This is a genomic window from Leptolyngbya sp. FACHB-671, assembly GCF_014695745.1.
In the GTDB taxonomy this organism is placed as follows: Bacteria; Cyanobacteriota; Cyanobacteriia; order Elainellales; family Elainellaceae; genus JAAUTN01.
This window is the reverse complement of sequence record NZ_JACJOV010000127.1, coordinates 381,479-402,033: the sequence shown is the minus strand read 5'-3', so window position 1 is coordinate 402,033 and position 20,555 is coordinate 381,479. Positions and strand designations below refer to the sequence as shown.

The window sequence follows — 20,555 nt, the reverse complement described above, 5'->3', positions numbered from 1 at the left end:
CTGCCAACTAAAAGCTAAGAGCCAATTAGGAACTCATTGACAACACTCCAAGCATTGGAGTAGGAAACTTTCTTCTTTGCGGTGATGTAATCAGCCAGGTAAACGGCATCTCGTGCAATTCCCGAAAATCTTCCTGACCCCCAGGTGTATAGCCAGGGAAGCCCCAGGAAGTATAAACCCCACACGTCAGTTACGCCGCGATCGTGTCCCGGATAGCCCTTTCCGTCAAATACCGGAATCTCCACCCAGCCAAAATCTGACTGATATCCAGTACTCCAGATCACCGTACCAATATCTGCGTGCTCACAGTCTAGAATTGCAGCTTCCTCTTCTGGCTTCCAGACTGGTTTGTAAGCGGGTTCTGTAGGCGCTTGAATCTGATTCTTTTGGATAAAGTTATCAATGGTTTTCTTGATACTCTCGGCAACCGCATCCGCTTGATCCAGGTTTTGCTTTAGATCAGAGTCAAATTTGAGCTTACCGTCGCTGATCTCTTTCAGTCTGCCATGAAGCTGCATTCCCTCAACGGCAAACTGACGCAAGTCAATCTCCCGCCCACCATCGCGTCCGGTGACATAGTGATTGGCTTTGGCTCTCACTTTGTCTTTTTGGGGATGTTCGCTGATCGATAGGTCATAGTAGCCCATCTGGTCGAGCCAATCTACCACATCCTTTCCTCGATATCGACGGGGCGATCGCGGCGCACTGCCCACACACAAATGTACCTTTTTCCCAGCAAGGTGTAGATCTTCTGCAATCTGGCAGCCCGACTGTCCTGTTCCCACGACTAACACCGCTTTGTCAGACAGAGATTGGGGGTTCTTGTATTCAGATGAATGCAACTGCACAATGTGTTGGGGAAACCGTTCAGCAATTCTTGGTATTCTGGGAGAATGATAGCTGCCGGACGCAATCACAACTTGATCGGCTGTAAATTCTCCAATCGAAGTTAGTACCTCGAACTTCCCTTGAGTATCTTTTCTGACTTTTAATACCTCAACGCCTTCTTTCACGGGCGGATTAAATGATGCAGCATATTCCTCAATATATTGAACGATCTCATCCTTCTTCATAAAACCATTTAAATCTGCACCTGGATAAGAATATCCAGGTAGCTTGCACTGCCAGTTAGGAGTCACTAAACAGAAGGAATCCCAGCGCTTTGAACGCCATGAGTAACCTATTTGATTCTTCTCAAAAACAATGTGATCGATGCCTCTCTCTTTCAGGCAATAGCTCATGGATAAACCTGCCTGACCACCTCCTACAATGATGACAGAGTAGTGATTGTTCATTGGCTTGCTTCTTACTGGTTTAGATAACACATTCAGAGTAGAGGGTGACAAACGAGGTGTTTTGTATCTCTAGCTACGGAAGTTTTAAGTCTAAACATAAGGTCAGGGAAGACAATTCTTTTGATCAAAGCTAGCTCCTTTCATCATTCTCCCCTGTCTAAACTGACAGGTTTCTCTAGCGTTGGGGTGTAGAACCAACCAGAGTAAACGCAGCCCAATCGCGGGGATTAGGATAGGTCTGCATCGCGCTGAGCATGGATTGTCGTAATGCTTGGGCATCATCGAACTGTTGTCGATGGCGGTAGAAATCAACCATCAGTTGTGATGTGGCATCATCGGGGACTTGCCACAGGGAGACCATGACGCTGGGGGCACCTGCGGCAATCAACGATCGCGATAGTCCAACAACTCCATCTCCTGTAATCTTGCCTCTTCCTGTATTGCAGGCACTTAGGACAACCAATTCTGCATTCAGCGACAGATCTAGAATTTCAGCGGCGGTAAGAAATCCATCTTCTTCAGCAGTGGAAGGAGCAAGGGCGATCGCCCCCTGCAAAGGATGAGTTTCGTTGAACAACCCGTGAGTGGCAAAGTGAATGATTTGAGCATCTGATAAGCGTTGTCTAATCGCAGTTTCAGTTGCATCGGTGCCCGTGATTGCAGTGGTGTTGAGTAGTTGGGCGATCGCCTCAGCTTCAGCTTCAGCATAGGGCAAAGGAGCCAGGGACCCCGGCATGGGAGCAGGATTGCCAACCACAATGGCAGTTTGAGCTGCATTGGCGGGACGCTGTTGGCTCAACTCCAGTACCTGAACGGCTGACGTCGTGAGCAAGGTGTGATGTTCTATCAGATATTGTCCGTCTGGGGCTTGTAATGCGGCGAAGGGAACCAAAAACAGGTACTCTTGTGGCACAAAAATCACTCGTTCGTTGGGGTCGTTGGGCAACAAGTCAGCAATTGGCTCAATCAGAATTTGATGAAGCTGTTGTAAGCGACGATATTGAGAGCGACGAACCTGAGACCGCTGCGATTCGACGGGATACACTTCTGCCAGAGCAACGGGGGCAGGCAAGGTGATTTCAGGATGGCTGAGGGTGACGGTACCTGCATCCAAGTCAACTGCCGTAACCTGATAGGGTTGCCAACTAGACGGTTCGCCCAACCGTCTTACCAAGTCTCCGGGGGTGAGTACAGCATTGTCTCCTGTTCTAGATTCATTAGTGCTGGAATCATGGGCGACTCCTTCACCTCGAATGCCTTGTCGCGCCACGTTTGCCAATTCTGCGAGAGAAGCATTGGATAAACTGGGTAGCGATCGCAAATCAACCCGTCGAAACGTCACCTCTCCCGTTGGCGCAATTACCCAGATGAATAACTCCGACTCCTGGGGTTCGTTCAGGGATTGCTCAGATGCGCCATGAGGGGTATCTACTGCCTGTTCTCGGATAATGCTGTATTCGACTAGCGTGGCGTTTTGGTCGATTGCGGTTTGACGCAACTGGCTTAAGTTAGGAGGTTCTACAGCAAATTGCTCCTGATCAACACCTGCTGCATCTCTAGCAATGAGTTCCACAAATGCCCTTGCCCGTCCTCGTTCTGAGACTTCCAGGGCGATCGCAGCTTTATCCTGATCGGCTAACACTTCCTGGAGGTTGCGGTAGGTTGCTGATTGCGTTTCAAAGATTGATACTTTCAAGGCATCATTGTTGCCTAACCCTGCCCGCAACGACTCCCACACTTCTATCCCTGCAAATAGGGCTTGTTCTGCTTCAGGTAAGCGATCGAGATTAAACAAAGCATCCCCCAAGTTAGTCAGGGCAATACCTTCTCCCAGTCGTGCTCTCAGTTCGCGCATGATGATTAGGCTTTGTTCATGGTGAGTGACTGCCTGGATGTAGTCGTGGCGATAGGAGTGAGTCGTTCCCAAATTCAATAAGGCTTGGGCTTCCTGCAAGCGATTGGTTAATTCTCGCGCTAAAGCAATGCTCTGTTGGTGGTAGGTAATGGCCCGATCAAATTCCCTTGTGCCGGTGTAAGCATTGCCCAAATTTCCTAATGTTTGCATCTCACCATAGCGATCGCCAACCGACTGAGAGAGGATTAAACTCGCGTTTTGGTAGTCGATCGCCTGTTCATAGTCCTTTTGCATCAGATAAGCATTTCCTAAGTTTCGCAAAGTGAGCGATCGCCATTGGGGTGCAACTGTAACCGAGATTTTTTCCAGTCCTTGCGTGTAGTAATCAATCGCAGTTGGGTAGTCCCCTAATGCTCCATAAGCTGCACCAATACCAGATAGGGCAATGCCAACTTGAGTTTGATCGCCTGCCTCCTGAGCAAGCTGTAACTGCTGTTGGTGATAGTCAATTGCCTGCTGATAATTGCCAATCACAAAGTGAGAAATGGCTAGATTGTTCAGCGAGTAGGCTTGCCACTCAAAGTTCTCAGCAGCTTGGGCGATCGCTAAATTTTGCTCGTAGCAATTAATCAATAGTGCATACAGCCCTTCACTGCGATCGGCTGCACCCGTTGCCTGAATTCGTTCTGCTTGCGCCTGGCAATTCTGTATCCGTTGCTCAATTGAGCGATCAGGTGATGTAACAACCCGATCAGAATTCAGATTAGGTGATGAGTTAACCAAATCTCCATCTACCGATGGTGCTGCTGTGGATGGCTCCTCGTCAGTAGGAGCAACAGCAACAGTCTCGTCTGCTGGTGGCTCAAAAGTGGGTGAAGAATCAGGATTAGATGAATCAGGCTCGATTGGCTCTCCGGAATCATCGGGATTCGGAGGAGTTGAATCTTCGACTATATCTGCATCAGGCTCAGTCAATGGCCCAGGATTAGTGTCATCTGGGTTGTCTGGAGTTCCGAAGGTAGGACGGGACCCTGCCGTAAAATCGGTTAGTGTTCCTGATTGTCCTCCAGCAGTGTCCTCTCCCGAAGTTCCGTCTAAGGGAATGCCTTGCAGGAATTGTCTGGGTGGTAAAAGGAGCAGTAGTGGTTCGGGCCAAACCACATCCAGCACGATTAGGGGAGTTAACTGAGGGGATTGCGCCAGCGGTTCACCCAACAGCCTATCTGTGCTGACCTGTAAGTTGAGCGGAAGTTGCTCAACCGGGAATGCGTCTGGAGGAGTAGGCAGATCAGTTCTAGGGGGAGATGGGTCGGTAACGGAAGGCGGAATTGGCTCAACTACGTTAAAGTTAACGGCTACTGGTGTAGAGACGGAAAGGCGATCGCTTGCCCTCACACTAAACGCATCTAAGTCTCCCAAGGTTTCAGCAGGCGGGGTGTAAACTAAAACGTCATTGGGGCTAACGGTATCTCCTGGACGCAGCACAACTCCATTGCGAGTGAGTCTGCCGGAGGCGATCGCTACAATCTGTATTGTTGTACTATCCGCATTCGCGTCACTCGCAATCAGATTTAGCTCTGCCAATGTAAATGAAATAGGCTGACCGAGTTCAATCTGAGGAATTTGGGATGCCTGCGGGAGTCTAGGAGCCGTGTTTGCGAGGGTGACAGAAACTTCGTTTCTTGCTCCGCGAGTTTCTGTTCCGACGATTGCAAAGGTTTCATTGGTGAGGGTTACTTCACCTGTATTGATTGCTCCAGCTGTACCATTTTCGCTGGCATCACCCACAATAAACGGGACATTATCAGCTCCTCCATCATGTTGAATGGTGACACTACCTCCATCGGCTATGCTGGTAACCTGTCCCTCAGTGATTGTGCTTTGAGTGTTGATAGTGTTTCCAGTACCCGTTCCGCGTACTGTTCCGTTGGCAAAAATCTCTACATTTCCGCCTGTTCCATCCACGTTGGCACTTGTACTAGATGATCTTGCCTCTGCTCCGGTGTTAATTCGGCTGAATCTAATGTGACTACCATTCATACGGCTCTCTAACTGAACATCCCCTCCTGTTGCAGTACCTGTAACCAGAGCCGACCCGCTGGCCTGAGCGAGAGCAGATGTGTCAAAGGTTCCTACTGTGATATCCACGTTTGCAAGTAGCCTGATGTCTCCTGCTGACGCAGTTGCATTTCTGTCATTAGCCTCAGCAGACGTATCGATCGTTCCCGCTGCGATCGCATTCGTAGACCAAAGCAGCACATCACCACTCTCTGCAACTGCATTTCCTGAATTAACGGAGTCTGATGTGGCAGTGCTGAGTCTACTCGCAACGATATCTCCTGATTCAACTGTTCTTCCGGTTGTCAGTTGCACAGAGCCGTCAGGGTTAACGATTAAATCGGTTGCGTGATCGATTTCGCCTCCAGTTAACAGGTCTGGAAGTGATGCAGGGGTAAAAGGTAGCGCGTTGGGGCGATCGCTTCCCAAAGGTTGTACATCCAGGCTCAGGAGCGAACCTTCCTGGCTGATTCGTACTAAATTTCCCCCTGGGACGGTAGCGATCATGACTCCTCTCGGTTCGATAGCGGCCGTGTCTCCTCCCGGAGCGGTCAATGTTCCGGTGCTAATGACCGTGCCGCCAATGAGTGACAGTGAGTTACCAGCAAGGACGCTTAAATTGCCTGAATTGACGATCGCCCCCGGTTCACTGGTGGTGAAGGCAAACCGCTCTGGTTCTCCAATTAAGCTGGCAAAATTGTTTTCTCCGGTAGCGCTAAACCAACCTTCATCAAAGCTAATGCCGTTGGCAGTCGTAGCAGTAAAAGAACCTGCTAGATTCAAGCTAGCGTCCGCTCCGAAGAGGATTCCGGCTGGATTAATCAAATACAAATTTGAGTTACCCTCAAACACTCGAATTATGCCATTAATCACAGAAGGATCGCCTCCTGTGACTCGTCCTAGGATATTCTCGATGCCTACTTCAGAGATAAAATTGGCAGTTTGATCGGCATCCAGCCCAAATGCTTCAAAACTGTGAAACAGGTTATTACCCGATCGCCGACCGTCTTGAATATTAAACTGATCACCCACTTGACCCACCGTTGTCCCCACTCCATCCCCTGCCGGACGCACATTTTGCGCGACGAGCCATTCGGAAGGTGCGATCGCACCATTCGCAGAATTTGAGAACTCCACCGCAAAGGATTCTGGTGAATGGGTGATCGATTCAGTCGAACTCACCGAACCTACAGCGGCAGTGAGGCTAGAGGAATCGATTGTTTCTGAAGCCGGCAGAATAGGAGGTACAGGAATTTCGGGGGAAAGGGCGATCGCTAGCATCGTGAGGTTAACCTCTCAATTAGAGGGAGCAAATTGAGAATTAGAAATCAGAAGTGACGTTGTGAACTGCAAACATTAGGAACAACACTCAGTCAGTGGAACGGGCAATAAATCTTCCAGACCGACTACGGGATGCTGCAACAGGCTTTCCCAATCCGACTCAAGGGTTTCATCAGTGGGATTGAGCCGTCGCAGTTGGTTTAACTGATCCAGCGCGTCATACCAAAAGCCGTGAGCTGCAAGCAAAGCGACCTGCTCTTTGGGTGAAGCAGTTTGTAACTGTTGAGTGAGTTGAACGGTGGGCGATCGCCTCACGATCACACCCGTCACCTGAAAATGGGACTGGGTTTCAGCATCACATACAAAAGTAAATTGCCAGCGATAAAGGCGATCGGGTTCCAACGCGGGAGCATCTTCGGGTAACGAGAACTGTCCGATTCCCGCTGCTGCGGTCTGAAATGTAGTGCGATAAACCGCCTCCTGGTGTCCCTCATCAGACAGCGTCAGTTCTACCGCACTTGCTGCGTAGGGTAAATAAAGCCAGAAAGTCGGATGAGAGGCGAGCGTTTCCCCCCAATTGGTGGAAGGAGCAATCGCAGTAAAGGGAATTTCAGAAGTGGGGCAAGCCGGACGACTCCCTGCGTCCTGAGTTTCTCCGGGCGCACCCCGATTTGGTGGATTGTAAGTAACGTTTTTGGGTTGAGCGAAGTGAGTTCCTGCATTTAACGCGGGAGAGATTAGCGCAACCAGTATTCCTGTTGTGATCAGTTGCGTTGTAAAGCTTATCCAATTGAGATGCATGATTCCTCCTGATGGGGCGGAGTGGAAGTTCAATTCAGTCGGGGTTCGGTCGGATAGATTGGGCTATGTAACGTCTACCCAGCAGCACTGCACCACTGCTGCTTATTAGCGCCAGTCCGGCGGGCACCAGCGGCAACCACCAGCCTGCAATCAACGCACCCCATGCGATGCTGTAGAGCATAGCTACCGCTGTACTCAGGGCAATTCCTAATATTATTTTGTTGCGACGAATTTTCCAGGTCAGCCCAGCAGCGATCGCTGACCATAGAGCAATCCAGGCGCGATCGCCCCACTCTGGTAGCGGGTTAAGAATTCTCCGTCCATCCAACGCGGCCGCCAGCAAATGATTTACCATTTGTGCCTGGATGTGAACGCCTGCAATAGGTTTCGCTGCCCAGGTGCCGCTATCAGGAGTAAAAAAATAATCTGTAGGATTCGTTACAGGAGCAGTCATGCCAATGAGAACGGCGCGATCGCTCAAATTCGGTAATGGAGCATTGTTCAGCAGTTGGGATAAACTTAGGCGATCGGCAAATTGCTCCAGTTCTGCATAATTAAGCAATACCTGAAATCCCCAGCGATCGATTCCGTGATAAACTCCCCCTTTCGTTTCCAGGGGGGTAAATTGGGCATTCCCTAACTGCATCTGGTGATTATCTAACGTTTGAGGCTTAATGCCGTCCTGATCCAGATAGTGAAGTGCAACTATCGTGTTGAGCGAAAAGCGTGTAGCACACGGGTCGGAAGGGTCAGGCTGCATAAACATTAGCTGTCGTCGCAACACTCTATCGGGATCAGGCACCACATTACTGAAGCCCAGTTGCGTTTCTGGTAAGTCGGGTGGAGGACTGATGCCCGGTCGGTCAGGATTGTCGCTATGACGAACGCTGCACAGAGACACTACATTTGGCTGCTGTAACGCTTGGTGTAAAGCAGCAAAGGCTTGACTGCGAAAAATATCTAATCCAATTACACGAGGTTGTTGGGCTTGCAGTCGCGCAATCGCCTCACTCAACACTTCATCTGGCAAGGGATAGCCATAGGTATTCACATCGGATTCTGTTGCCTCGATGATCAGGAGACGTTTGGGTAAAGTTTCTGTTGGGCGCGATCGCATCAACTGGTCAAAAGCAGCCAATTCCCAGCGCTGCAATAATCCTAGCGATCGCACTCCCATCATTCCTGCTGCGACTACCACACTAGTGACAAGAGCCATCCAGAGCGGCAGTTGACGGGCGATCGGTTGGGGAAATGTAGTGGATGAGGGAGACTGTGACGGTGATTGAGGTGTTGCTGGTTGGAGGCATGAATCGCGTAGGGGCGTTTCGCGAAACGCCCCTACAGGGGGGCTGGATACCTGTGAATCATCCTTGTGTCTAACAACGCCTGGGGATTCTAACGTAGAATTGTGCCGCAAGGCTTGCCAATCCAGAGGAGGTTCTGCGGAAATGTGATAGAGGCAGGGCAGCCAACTGGCACAAGGAAACTCTCGCTCTAACCCCTGTAACCGTTCTCGCGCCTGCCGCACCGCAAGATAAAGGGAATCCCCCTGAGAGAAGGCTCTGAGAAACTGTGTGAGAAATGCTTGAGCAATCCGGTCGGGCACAGGTTCTCGCATTAGAATCAGTTGCGGCAGGCGCAGTGGCTCTAGCTCGTGAGCTAACCCCATGCCATCACACGAGTTGAAGATAGCAAGCTGAAGTCCTTGAGCGATCGCCCGTCGCAGCCCATATTTCAACTCTGCCAAGGTCAAACTGTCATGGGGATTGATCGCAATACAGCCTTGTTCTGCTTGCGTATGGCTGTGTCCGGCAAAAAATAGGATATGCCAGGACTGATCCCAGAGGTAGTCGTTAATCACAGAACGAGATGGTTCCACCAAAAAGGTTACTTCTGCATCAGGTAAAGCTTGCAGTAAATGGCGATCGACTTCTACATCAATACCGTTGCTATCCCCCAGAATCGCCAGAATTCTAACTATAGGAGGCTCTGAAGGGGATGTGCAGGGTTGCGCTATTCGCTCTAATGTGGGTGCGCCTAACGTCACCTCAGCCTGAGGATAGCGCTCTATCAAATCCCACAAATGCCAGGGCAGATGAGGAATGTGAGGGTCAGCACTGCGAATCACAATCCGAACTGAGTCATCCCGATTTAAAGATTCCCGCAGTCGCAGATCCAATACTCGAAATGAGTCGGCAGTGAGCCACTGTTGCAGGCGATCGCCCAGTTCTACACCTGCCTGCCGACAGGCTTCTACCAAATGAATTGAGCCTTGATAAACAATCGCTTTTGGTTTGATTCGGGTAGCTCCTTCCAGGCTGTGATAGTGCTGCTGCCAGCGGTGTAACTGTTGCACCAGTTCTGCACTTGGGGGAAGGGTGCCACTCAGTTCCAAGTCAGGGCGATCGCCATCGGTGCCGATCTCCAAAGTCACCCGAAATCCCTGACGTTGAAAATCGCCATCGAATTTAAAGGTGACTAATTTGGCGATCGGAGCCATAGGGTTTCCAGTTAATAATTATCCAAGTAGGTTGGGTGAAGCAACGCGAAACCCAACGCCTTCTCAGCGTGGTAGTACACACATTACACCCATCTACTAACAATAAAAGTCTCTGTAATCGAGCAATCATCTAACACAAGCTGCACCCCAAACTGTTCACCCGCTTCAGCCGTGAACTGAAGCTGCATCGCTTCTGTACTTCTTGCTTGAGCGTACATCACTTCGGCTCCTGCTTCATCCAACACCAACAGTTTCAGCGCTGGTGGCAGGTGGGGATGTTCTGCCGCTTTTACCTGCACCCAAATTTCTATCTCCTGATCTGATACGGGCAGCAGCCCCACCAAGAGCGAAACGGGAATTGTGCTGGACTCGGTTTTCAGGGTTAACACTTTTCCCCGTCGAATGATGGGTGTGTTAGATTCCCCCGCATAAACAGATAGAGCGCCCCGAAAATCAAAGGCAGGCTGAGCCGGATTGAGAATGGGGTCAAAAAACTCACCAATCGCTTGCCAACTGGCATCTGCTACATTTCGCAACCATTCACCTAAATTTACAGGTGCAGAAGCCGTTTGCTGAAGCTGGCGCAAATGGGTCAACAGTTCGGTGAGCGATCGCAACTCGCTCAGGGCAACCCGTTCCGCTGTTGTCGTCGGAACAAAGCCAAGGATCGAGGCTTTTCGTAATGATTCATCAAGCTGCACCGCCACATAACCAATGCGATCGCTCCACACATCCGGTGGAATTCGTATCTCGGTTTCATTGGGCAACACTGGACGACACTCTAATGTGCCACAGTTTTGCACCTTTAAACTTGCACTGTCCATTAGCCAGTGGTCATTAAAATTAGAGGAATCCGTTTGAAATTCCAAACATTCCAAATAGAAACTCACTGCGTAAACAGCCAGTGCATTCAAGTAAACCTGCTTTGCTTTGGGCGAAGCGGTGTGCTGCTGTCGCAACCGCTCCGCCTGTCGATGTGCCGCCAGTGCTAACGTAACCGTGAAAGGTGGTTCGAGATGAATCATAGGTTCCCCCGGAAAAAATAGCGATTAACTGAACAGATGCTCCTGAAATTTGGGGGCAAATTTTTGACAACACCGTTGAAAGAAACTGCTCAAAGTGGGAATTTTGATACCCAGACGCACGGAAATGTCTTCCCAGCTTTTATCATCAAACCGATCGAGGGCAATGTTGCGAAAGTTAGCATCGGGGCGATCGCGAATGTGAGTTTGTCGAAACACCTGCTCAGCATCCTGCTCAATGTAGTCTCGCAAAAGCTGGACAGGTGAATCAGACTCCTCAGGTTGGGCGAGATGTTCCAAGTCGTTCAGGTTGGGTAATTCAGTGGTTTCGCGATCGCTAAACTCGTGGCGACAATCAATCATCACCCGCTCTAACCGAAAGTTAACCCAGTTCATAAACTTCTTATCTCCCCGCTCCGGGTCGTAGTTGTCGATCGCGCAGCAGATATACGTCAACGTGCGGTTCACCGCCTCGTCATACAGCAATTCATAGAAAGATGGCGTAAAAGTGGTGCGGTGGGGACGAGCCAAACGCCCTGAAAGCTTAATCGCAGTAACCAACTGCGTGAGTGCATGTTGCCGTTCAACCGTTTGGCAAGGATGACGCTGTGCCTCCATTGCTAATTGTTTTAGCTGGACATCATCTAACACCTGTTTTAATGCAGCCGTTTGTAGGGCGATCGCCCAATCTCGTGCAGATTCTCGTGCAGAATTGTAATGACTTAACGCCTCCACAATTACATCTAATAAGTGGTTACGAGTATGCTCAAAAATCTTCTGATAAACCTCGGATAGCGGTTGTCCGGGTAGCGCTCGACCGACAGGACGCGATCGCAAAATTTCATCCACCAATGTCAATATCGGTAGCTGCACAGGCGATTGCTCACCCTTACTCACCAGCAGTTGGGCTTCCTGCACCAGTTGTGTAAGTCGGTCATCCATAATGGAAACCCTGCTAAAACTGTCTTGCTCAGACTGTCTCACTCAGCGTTCAATCCTATTTCACCAATATTATGAAACGCTGTTTCGTTTGACGAGTCAAAGCTATTTACCTTTACTCCACACTAATTGCTTCAGATTATGCCATTTGTTTCAAAACTTAAAATTTGATTCCTTTGCATAATTTTGCCACCGTTTCCCGGAGTGATAGTCGAACAGAAAATTTACTGTTCCTGCAATCATCACTTTGGAGAAACTATCATGGCAGTCATTATTGGAACCGCAAATGCAGACGTTCGCATCGGTACACTTAACGACGATGCAATCTATGGTTTTGGAGGAAACGATCGCTTATCAGGGTTGAGAGGCAATGACGTAATCTATGGCGATCGCAGTCCTAGAGGTGTAAATGTCGGTGTTCCCGGAAACGACACCATTTTTGGCGGTGACGGAAACGACACTATTTTTGGCGAGCAAGGCAATGATCTGCTCTTTGGCGGCAATGGCAACGATCGAATGTTTGGCGGAAACGGCAACGACCGCATGTATGGCGAGCGCGGCAACGATTACTTAGACGGTGGTAATGGTAACGACAGAATGTTCGGTGGGTTGGGCAACGATACCCTCAATGGTGGATTAGGCGCAGACACCATGTTAGGTGGACTGGGCAATGACAACTATTATGTGACCGCTGGCGATCGCGTCATCGAAGGGGCTAACCAGGGAACTGATACGATTCGATCTGCTATCAACACCACTTTGCCGGATAACGTAGAAAACCTGATTCTGACAGGAGCCGCTCCAATCTTTGGCTTTGGCAATGTGTTGAATAACGTGATTACGGGCAATAACGCCAACAATATTCTCTCTGGAATGGACGGAAATGATCGGCTATCAGGAAATGGGGGTAACGATAATCTGATTGGCGGTAGAGGTCGCGATCGCTTAAACGGAGGTGGGGGTAACGATCTCTTAACCGGAGTCCGAACCTCTCCGCTCATAGGTGGCAATCCTGGTGCAGGCGAAATCGATATCCTCACAGGCGGTGGTGGCAATGATAGGTTCAGCTTAGGTAATACCTTCAATGCCTATTACGCGACAGGAGGCGGCACAGACTTTGCTGTCATCACCGACTTGTCGGCGGGAGACAACATCGTGCTAAATGGAACAGCATCAGATTATGTCGTACAAAACCAGTTCATCTTCCTTCCAGAATTGGGCGGCAATGTACAAGGGACAGGCATTCGCCGCGTCAATGGCAACTCTTCGGATCTAGTTGGGTTTGTGCAGAATGCCGTGGGACTGAACCTAAATAGCTCAGTGTTTGAATTTGTTTCACCTCAAATTGCTCCAATTGGATAAGGCGATCGCAGTTCCTATTATCGAATTTCCTCATCCCCAGAGCCTCTAATATCAAATCCGTCTCCGAGGTATCAGTATCGGTAGGGGCGAAGCATTCGACAGAAGATTGCGATTGAGTTGTAAGCATTATGTCCGAATGCTTCGCCCGTACACAGAGCCTCGCCCCTGCACAAAGATAGTGCCTGTTTGCGAGCCCAATTCTGTATAACTTGGCATGACTAGGCGCAACCCCGCAACAAGGGTTTAACAGCCATCAGCGCCACAAAAAATTCTCATTTGCATAAAACACCAGAATTTTTCTGGAGTGAGAGACAGCTAACCTCACACTCAGGAGACTCAAAATGGTAACGACCTCTCTTTCTACCTTGCGCGATCGCCTCGACTTTCACACAGACAATGCTTCCGGTCGTTCTGGAGCAGCAGTGATTAACCTCACCACAGGTGCAAGCTCTCTCGTTAATCCTGATCAGGCTTTTGGCACATCTAGCACAATCAAAATTGGAATTCTTTATGCGCTGATGCGGCGGATTGACCGCGACCCAAACATTTCTTACCAGTCCACAATTAATTCGGGTAGCCAGTACGGCAATAACCAGGGCAATCCCAATAATCCCATTCCGGGTCTGCGTGCCAACGCAAACTATACCCTCAACTTCCTGGGAGAAACGATGATTGCCAACAGCAACAACTGGGCAACCAATCGGCTCATTGACTTTCTGGGCAGAAATCAAATCAACCAGGAGTTACGTAATTTAGGCTTGAATGTGACGCGGGTGAACCGCTACATGACCGGAACGGGTGCCCCTAGTGCCCATAACACTACTGGTCCGGGAGGCGACTATCGAGCGGGATTTGATAACCTGTCTACTCCACGCGAAATGGTGAGAATGTTGCAGCGTATTCATGCTAACGAGAATTCACTACTCGATCCAATTTCTCATTCTGCTTTCTGGCGCATTTTGGGGTTGGATGCCAACCGTGGTGTGAATACCAAAGGTTTAGCCAGCCGTTCCTACAATAATGCGATTTATCCTTCTCCTAGCAATGATTTCTTGTCGCCTGATTGGGCAAACCTGCTGGAGTTTCAAAATAAAGGGGGCAACAATTCCTGGACAGGAAATCCGGGAGATTTTGTGGCTAAGCCAGCTTTGGGAAATCACTTTCAGCGATCGGAAGCAGGGCGAATCACCTTTAACAACGGGCAGGTCGTCTTCTATGCCGCCTTTGTGGACAATGCCAGCAATGACTCTCGCGCTGCAAATACCCTGGCCTCCATTGGTTATGAAGTCGCGGCTGAATATGCTAATGCGCGAGTCACTCATACCCCTGTAAATAGCCAATTGGATGATGGTCGGGTTGTCACGGTTAGAGGATTTCCAGGTGCGATTGCCGACACAATTGATATTAATTCGGTAGCGGGCGATCGCCTCGATTTCCTCGTCAACCGTGAGAGCATTGTACGCCTCCCCAGAACTCAAATCGAAGGTGTGCGAATTCTACCTGGAGGAGGCAACGACACAGTTTACGGCAGTTCTCTTGCTGATGTCATTCGAGGTGGCACAGGAAATGACGCCCTACGTGGTGAAGGAGGAAATGATTCCATCAATGGAGATGCCGGAAACGACCAGCTTTGGGGTGGCACAGGAAATGATATTTTGTATGGCGGCGAGGGGATTGATGGATTGCACGGTGGCACAGGTAATGATGTCCTGCATGGCGGCAACGGATTTGATTCGGTTCAAGAAATCGGCAATGTTAACTTCACCCTGACCAACACTCGACTCACTGGATTAGGCACTGATACATTGCTCAGTATGGAATCTGCCTACCTCACAGGTGGAAGCGGAGCTAATATCATCAACGCTTCTGCTTTCACCAATGGCACCGTATGGCTTGATGGCAGAGTTGGCAACGATCAACTCCGAGGTGGGTCAAGCCACGACATATTGAACGGTGGAATGGGTAATGATCGCCTCTATGGAAACAACAGTAATGATTCTCTGCATGGGGGTGATGGCAATGACTTTATCTCTGGCGGGGCAAACAATGACTCCCTTTGGGGAGGAGACGGCAATGACTCTATGCACGGGGATACCGGTAATGACCGAATCAATGGCGAAGCAGGAAATGATGTAATCACAGGTGGCGCAGGTTGGGACGCCATCAACGGAGGCAGCGGTAGCGATCGCCTCCTAGAGGTCGGAGATGTCCGCTATTACACTCTGACCAACACCCGCCTCACCACACTGACGATTACCCTCAATACCAACCCCAACACGATTGTTCGTCCCTATGTAGACACGCTCACAAGCATTGAATCCGTGACCTTGATTGGCGGCAACAGCCGCAACCTGATCAATGCTTCTGAGTTTACCGCAGGCAGTGTGATTCTACAGGGCTTAGCCGGTAATGATACGCTGCTGAGCGGTAGCCAGGGGGATACGCTCAATGGTGGAATTGGAAACGACACGCTCAATGGTGGGGGAGCAGATGATTTACTCACGGGTGGCATAGGACGCGATCGCCTCACAGGTGGAACAGGGCGCGATCGCTTCAGCTTCAATGCACCCAATGAACGATCCGACCGAATCCTTGACTTTGAAGTTGCCGCTGATTTGATTCAGCTTTCATCTCGTGGATTTTCAGGATTGCGAACAGGGTTACTAGCAGCCAACCAATTTACTCTGGGAGCCTCTGCGACTGCCATCACTCATCGCATCGGCTACAACAATACGACAGGTGCCCTCTGGTTTGACCAGGATGGTACTGGTGGTCAGGCTGCAAGGCAATTAGCAACGCTTGCTCCAAACCTCAACCTGACCAACAATCATTTTGTTGTGGTGTGAATGTTATTTTATCCAGGCGCACAGATCTCCAACCTTTCGAGAAAGGTTGGAGATCTGCTTCAATGTTGAATATTTAATAGAAGTCTGAAAGCATTGAAGCGATGGAAATTGACTTTAGACTGACAGAACTGACTGATGTTGATAATCTGCTGATCCTTGTTCAAGAATATTATGAGTACGATGGACACCCATTTGATCTGGTGCAGGTGCGGGCAGCGCTGGAAAATTTGATTCGTCATCCAGAATGGGGACGAGTGTGGTTTATCTGTCGCGAGCTGCAAGCAGTTGGCTACGTAGTTCTAACGCTGGGCTACAGCATAGAGTATTTAGGACGTGATGCGTTTGTAGATGAAATTTATATCCGTGAAAGCGATCGCGGTCAGGGCATTGGCAGAGTAACGTTTCAATTTCTGGAGGACGTTTGCCGTTCCTTGGAGGTGCATACACTTCACCTGGAAGTAGAACATGCTAATACCAACGCCCAAGCTGTCTATCGTAAGCTGGGATTCACGGATCAAAAACGTTATTTAATGACTCGCAAGTTAACGACTACAGAAGCTCAAATTGCAGAGTCTAAGTAAGTTCGAACAGAACGTTTGTGCCAAGTCTTTTCTTAATTAGCAAGTTGTAAAACGCCATTCGGACTACTCCCTTTGTTACATGTAGCTTCACAAAGCATTGGGATAATATGAACTCAATGCAATCCAAGACTTTAGGATTGAAATAGCGTAGGGCATCGCTTCTACCTAGAGATTTTGAGTTTTAATTAAGCTAAATCTATATTGAGAGAGATGACAAACCAGGATAAGAATTCACAGCAAGACCCCTTTAAGGATGCGATCGCCACCGCGATGACCATCGGAGCTTCAGCTGCCAAAGCAACTTCCGATGCCGTCAAATTTGCAACGGACGGCGTTGCTGGCGCTACCACCGTTGTTGGAGACGTGGTCATGCCTGTAGCTCAACAGTTCGTTGAACAAGGCACCACCACTGTGGGACACATGGTTGCCCCCATTGCAGAGCATCCGTTCACCAAGTACGCCTCCAAAGTGCCAGGAATTAATCTGCTCATGACTGCCTTAGGACAGGTTGACATAGAGCAAGCGCAGAAAGAAGTAGATCAACTGCGCCAGCAATATCCTTCAGAAACTTCAGAGCAGCTTGCTCACCGCATCATGGTAGACACTGCTATGAAAGCAGGTGGCATTGGCTTACTGACAAACTTTATTCCACCTTTAGCGCTAACCCTATTTGCCGTTGACATCGCCGCAGTCACTACGCTTCAGGCTGAGATGGTGTATCGTATTGCCGCTGCCTACGACTTTCCGCTAAACGACCCAACTCGACGGGGCGAAGTGCTAGGTATTTTCGGCTTGTCTCTGGGTGGTTCCAGTGCCCTCAAAGTTGGGCTGGGTATTGTCGAACTGATTCCGCTTGTCGGTGCTGCGGTAGGCGCATCCAGTAATGCTGGACTGATTTATACGTTAGGGTATGGCGCTTCTCAGTTTTATGAAGCGAAGAAAACTCGCGCCAGAGCAACGTCTCTGTAAGGCTTGATGTGTATGTGGAATTAACACCAACTCCAAGAATTCGGGCTACAGATAGAGAAGCACCCTGCGACGCGGGTGCTTCTCTATCTGTAGCCCGTTTTTATAGAAACGGCATTAACACCCAACGAAGTCTAGGAGTGTCCCTTAACTTCTGTTGATTTAAAGACTAGCTGTATTGCTAGGCTCATTCGGTTCTAAAGATTAGCGACAGCAAAAAAGCAGATCGCTAAGCTGTAAATCGTGTTCAGCTCAAAGACATTCTGCACAGTCTCTGCTTTGTGAGAACCCGCCAGCATATCTAATCTTAGGAGAATCAAATGAAGAACAAGTTCACCGTTGAGAATGCGGCAATGCTGTTGATTGACCATCAGCAGGGCACCCTTAAACTTGCTCGCAACTTGCCTCGTGAAGAAATTGTGCAGAACACTCGTGCTTTAGCACGTACAGCAGTTGAAAGTGGGATGCCACTGGTGTTAACAAGCAGCATGGAAGATCATTTTCAGGGATTGTTGCTCGACGATTTACAGGAAATCGCGCCTGAAGCCTACAACCAGCGAATTAAACGTCCTGGAGTGGTAGACTGCCGGGAATACGACGAATACAAAAACGCGGTCGTAGCCACAGGCAAAAAAAAGCTGATTATGGCGGGTTTAACAAATGATGTGTGTATTGTTTATCCGGTCATCAGTGCAATCGAAGATGGGTTTGAAGTACAGGTTGTGGTAGATGCAGGCGGCTCACCCACAACGCTAGCTGATGAAACTGCCTTGAGACGCATGGAAAAGCATGGTGTCACACTGACCTCAACTAATCAAGTGATGGCAGAACTTGCCAATTCCTGGTCAGAAGGGGTAGGGCAAACGATTCAAACTATTATGTACCAAGAAATTCTTGCCAAACTAGTCGAGGTGTAGGGATGGATGCCATGACCAGCGTTTTGGTCGTTTACACATCAACATTGGGAAACACCCAAAAAATGGCTGAGGCAGTTGCCGATGGTGCGCGATCGGTAGAAGCAATGACGGTCACTCTACGTGAAGCAACAGAAGCAACGAGAGAAGAAGTTCGTGTTTGTGATGCGCTATTGCTAGGAACACCTCTGCGCCATCGTTCCGCAGATGCAAGGGTGAAACAGTTTATCGAAAACACGATCGAAGTTCTTTGGCTAACCGATGACCTGGTTGGCAAGGTTGGTGGTGTGTTTTCTGTTGGTGGTGGCTATGGCAATGCCGGGGCAGGAGTGGAAATTGCTCAACTGGGACTGCTAGCCGCGATGGCAGGGGCAGGAATGATTTTAGTGCCGTTGCCCAAAACCACTCCTGGCTCAGGCGTTGCTGGAAGTCACTGGGGCGCTCATGGCAGAAGCGGTGGACCTAATATGGAGCCACTGGGCATCACAGATGAGATGCTCCAGTGTGCTTACCATCATGGTGCCAATGTTGCCCGTGTAGCAGCGGCACTTCAGGGCAAGAACTTGATGGCGCGTGGTAATCAGGCACCATCACAAGAGTTAATTGCCCTGTTCTTGGGATCCCCCTAATCGGTAGAACTACAAGGGTCCAGACTTATGTTGGACGAACCCTATGACAGCTTAAACTTCTCGGTGATTCGTGCCATTGCTTCCTCTACGTTTTCTCGACTGTTGAAGGCTGAAATGCGGAAGTAGCCTTCTCCTGCCGCACCAAAGCCTGAGCCAGGAGTGCCGACAACGTTCACAGTGTGCAGCAGCTTATCAAAAAACTCCCAGCTAGTGAGATCGTTAGGAGTCTTAACCCAAACATAAGGAGCATTCACACCACCATACACTTGTATCCCTGCTGCGGTGAGTTGCTCCCGAATGATTCGAGCATTTTCCATGTAGAAGCTCACCAGTGCTTTGGTTTGAGCTTGCCCTTCGTCTGAGTAGACTGCCTCGGCTCCTCGCTGCACGATATAAGATACACCATTAAATTTAGTGGACTGGCGACGATTCCATAGCTTCCACAGATCTACATCTGAGCCATCGGCGGCTTTTGCGGTCAGAGCTTTGGGAACGACGGTAAAGGCACAGCGAGTTCCGGTAAAGCCTGCATTTTTGGAGAATGAGCGAAATTCGATCGCACATTCCCTCGCTCCCTCAATCTCGTAAATCGAGTGAGGAATATCAGGATCAGAGATAAAGGCTTCGTAGGCTGCGTCAAAGAAAATGATAGAACCGTTAGTTCTGGCGTAATCTACCCATGCCTGAAGGTGAGTTTTGCTGGCGATCGCCCCCGTCGGATTATTCGGAAAACAGAGGTAAATCAAATCTACCTTTTCAGTTGGAATCTGTGCGGTAAAGTTGTTTTCAGCCGTGATCGGCAAATAGACTAGACCGCCATATTCCCCTGCCTCATTGAACTCTCCGGTGTGCCCTGCCATCACATTTGTATCGACATACACCGGATAAACTGGGTCAGTCACTGCAATCGAGTTGTTATTGCCAAAAATGTCGAGGATATTGCCACAGTCACACTTAGAGCCATCGGAAATAAAAATTTCTGAGGCATCAATTTCACAGCCTCGTGACTGAAAATCTTGTGCAGCAATCTTTTCGCGCAACCAGGCATAGCCTTGCTCTGGACCGTAACCTCGAAAGCTCTGGCGATCGCCCATTTCCTCGACCGCTTTGATCATGGCATCGCGACAGGCTGGGGGCAACGGTTCCGTTACATCACCAATTCCCAAACGAATAATTTTGGCATCAGAATTTGCTTCTGCAAAAGCATTGACCCGTCGTGCAATTTCTGGAAACAGGTAGCCCGCTTTCAGCTTGAGATAGTTGTCGTTAATAGTCGCCATAGTCTAGATCGCTACAAACACCATTAAGATAGCTTACCAATTAAAGGTCTGTAGCAGAATCGGAGATTGGGGATTAGGGGTTGGGGATGTGCTGTCAATCATCTGCCGCAGAAATTGCTCTTGCTCTTGTAGCTTTGTCTCTGCTTGCTTGCGTTCAGAGTAGCAGCTTGCATCTAGTTTGTCGTCGCGGGTGGATCAAGGGCATTTCAACCTTTACGGGGTGTCC

Annotated in this window: 13 protein-coding genes; 6 read left to right on the top strand and 7 right to left on the bottom strand. The window is 49.4% G+C overall.

Translation table 11 applies throughout. The features are described from left to right. Positions 1 to 14: 14 nt before the first annotated feature. From H6F93_RS18350 to H6F93_RS18325, 6 genes are all read right to left on the bottom strand, one after another. Positions 15 to 1,295 (bottom strand): MSMEG_0569 family flavin-dependent oxidoreductase, encoded by a 1,281-nt coding sequence (locus H6F93_RS18350; protein ID WP_190683545.1) that lies wholly within the window; start codon positions 1,293 to 1,295, stop codon positions 15 to 17. Positions 1,296 to 1,470: 175 nt separating this feature from the next. Continuing rightward, positions 1,471 to 6,489: a CHAT domain-containing protein gene (locus tag H6F93_RS18345; RefSeq protein WP_190683542.1), complete on the bottom strand. Its 5,019-nt coding sequence runs from the start codon at positions 6,487 to 6,489 to the stop codon at positions 1,471 to 1,473. A 75-nt stretch (positions 6,490 to 6,564) separates the two neighbouring features. Further along, on the bottom strand, positions 6,565 to 7,290 hold the full coding sequence (locus H6F93_RS18340) for a DUF928 domain-containing protein (protein ID WP_190683539.1): 726 nt from the start codon (positions 7,288 to 7,290) through the stop codon (positions 6,565 to 6,567). 34 nt (positions 7,291 to 7,324) lie between these two features. Next, positions 7,325 to 9,790: a CHASE2 domain-containing protein gene (locus H6F93_RS18335; RefSeq protein WP_190683536.1), complete on the bottom strand. Its 2,466-nt coding sequence runs from the start codon at positions 9,788 to 9,790 to the stop codon at positions 7,325 to 7,327. Positions 9,791 to 9,873: 83 nt separating this feature from the next. Beyond that, a complete protein-coding gene (locus H6F93_RS18330) occupies positions 9,874 to 10,815 on the bottom strand; it encodes a DUF1822 family protein (RefSeq protein ID WP_190683533.1) in 942 nt (313 codons plus the stop codon). A 24-nt stretch (positions 10,816 to 10,839) separates the two neighbouring features. After that, positions 10,840 to 11,754: a hypothetical protein gene (locus H6F93_RS18325; RefSeq protein ID WP_190683529.1), complete on the bottom strand. Its 915-nt coding sequence runs from the start codon at positions 11,752 to 11,754 to the stop codon at positions 10,840 to 10,842. 258 nt (positions 11,755 to 12,012) lie between these two features. Between H6F93_RS18325 and H6F93_RS18320 the strand changes: the two genes are divergently transcribed. The 6 genes from H6F93_RS18320 to H6F93_RS18295 all read left to right on the top strand — a co-directional run bounded on the left by H6F93_RS18320 (position 12,013) and on the right by H6F93_RS18295 (position 19,049). Next, on the top strand, positions 12,013 to 13,113 hold the full coding sequence (locus H6F93_RS18320; protein WP_190683526.1) for a calcium-binding protein: 1,101 nt from the start codon (positions 12,013 to 12,015) through the stop codon (positions 13,111 to 13,113). A 341-nt stretch (positions 13,114 to 13,454) separates the two neighbouring features. Further along, the gene (locus H6F93_RS34715; RefSeq protein WP_190683523.1) at positions 13,455 to 15,959 is read left to right on the top strand and encodes a serine hydrolase; all 2,505 of its coding nucleotides are present in this window, start codon (positions 13,455 to 13,457) and stop codon (positions 15,957 to 15,959) included. Between the two features lie 101 nt (positions 15,960 to 16,060). Then, positions 16,061 to 16,540 carry a GNAT family N-acetyltransferase gene (locus H6F93_RS18310; protein WP_190683520.1) on the top strand — a complete coding sequence of 160 codons (480 nt, stop codon included), beginning with the start codon at positions 16,061 to 16,063 and terminating at the stop codon, positions 16,538 to 16,540. 210 nt (positions 16,541 to 16,750) lie between these two features. Beyond that, on the top strand, positions 16,751 to 17,509 hold the full coding sequence (locus tag H6F93_RS18305; protein ID WP_190683517.1) for a hypothetical protein: 759 nt from the start codon (positions 16,751 to 16,753) through the stop codon (positions 17,507 to 17,509). A gap of 317 nt (positions 17,510 to 17,826) precedes the next feature. Continuing rightward, positions 17,827 to 18,423 carry an isochorismatase family protein gene (locus H6F93_RS18300; protein WP_190683514.1) on the top strand — a complete coding sequence of 199 codons (597 nt, stop codon included), beginning with the start codon at positions 17,827 to 17,829 and terminating at the stop codon, positions 18,421 to 18,423. A 2-nt stretch (positions 18,424 to 18,425) separates the two neighbouring features. Beyond that, positions 18,426 to 19,049, top strand: a complete 624-nt coding sequence (locus tag H6F93_RS18295; protein ID WP_199313789.1) for a flavodoxin domain-containing protein — start codon at positions 18,426 to 18,428, stop codon at positions 19,047 to 19,049. 41 nt (positions 19,050 to 19,090) lie between these two features. Here H6F93_RS18295 and H6F93_RS18290 read toward each other — a convergent pair whose 3' ends face one another. Next, entirely contained in the window at positions 19,091 to 20,329 is a 1,239-nt protein-coding gene (locus tag H6F93_RS18290; RefSeq protein WP_190683510.1) for an LL-diaminopimelate aminotransferase, read from the bottom strand. Between the last annotated feature and the right edge of the window lie 226 nt (positions 20,330 to 20,555).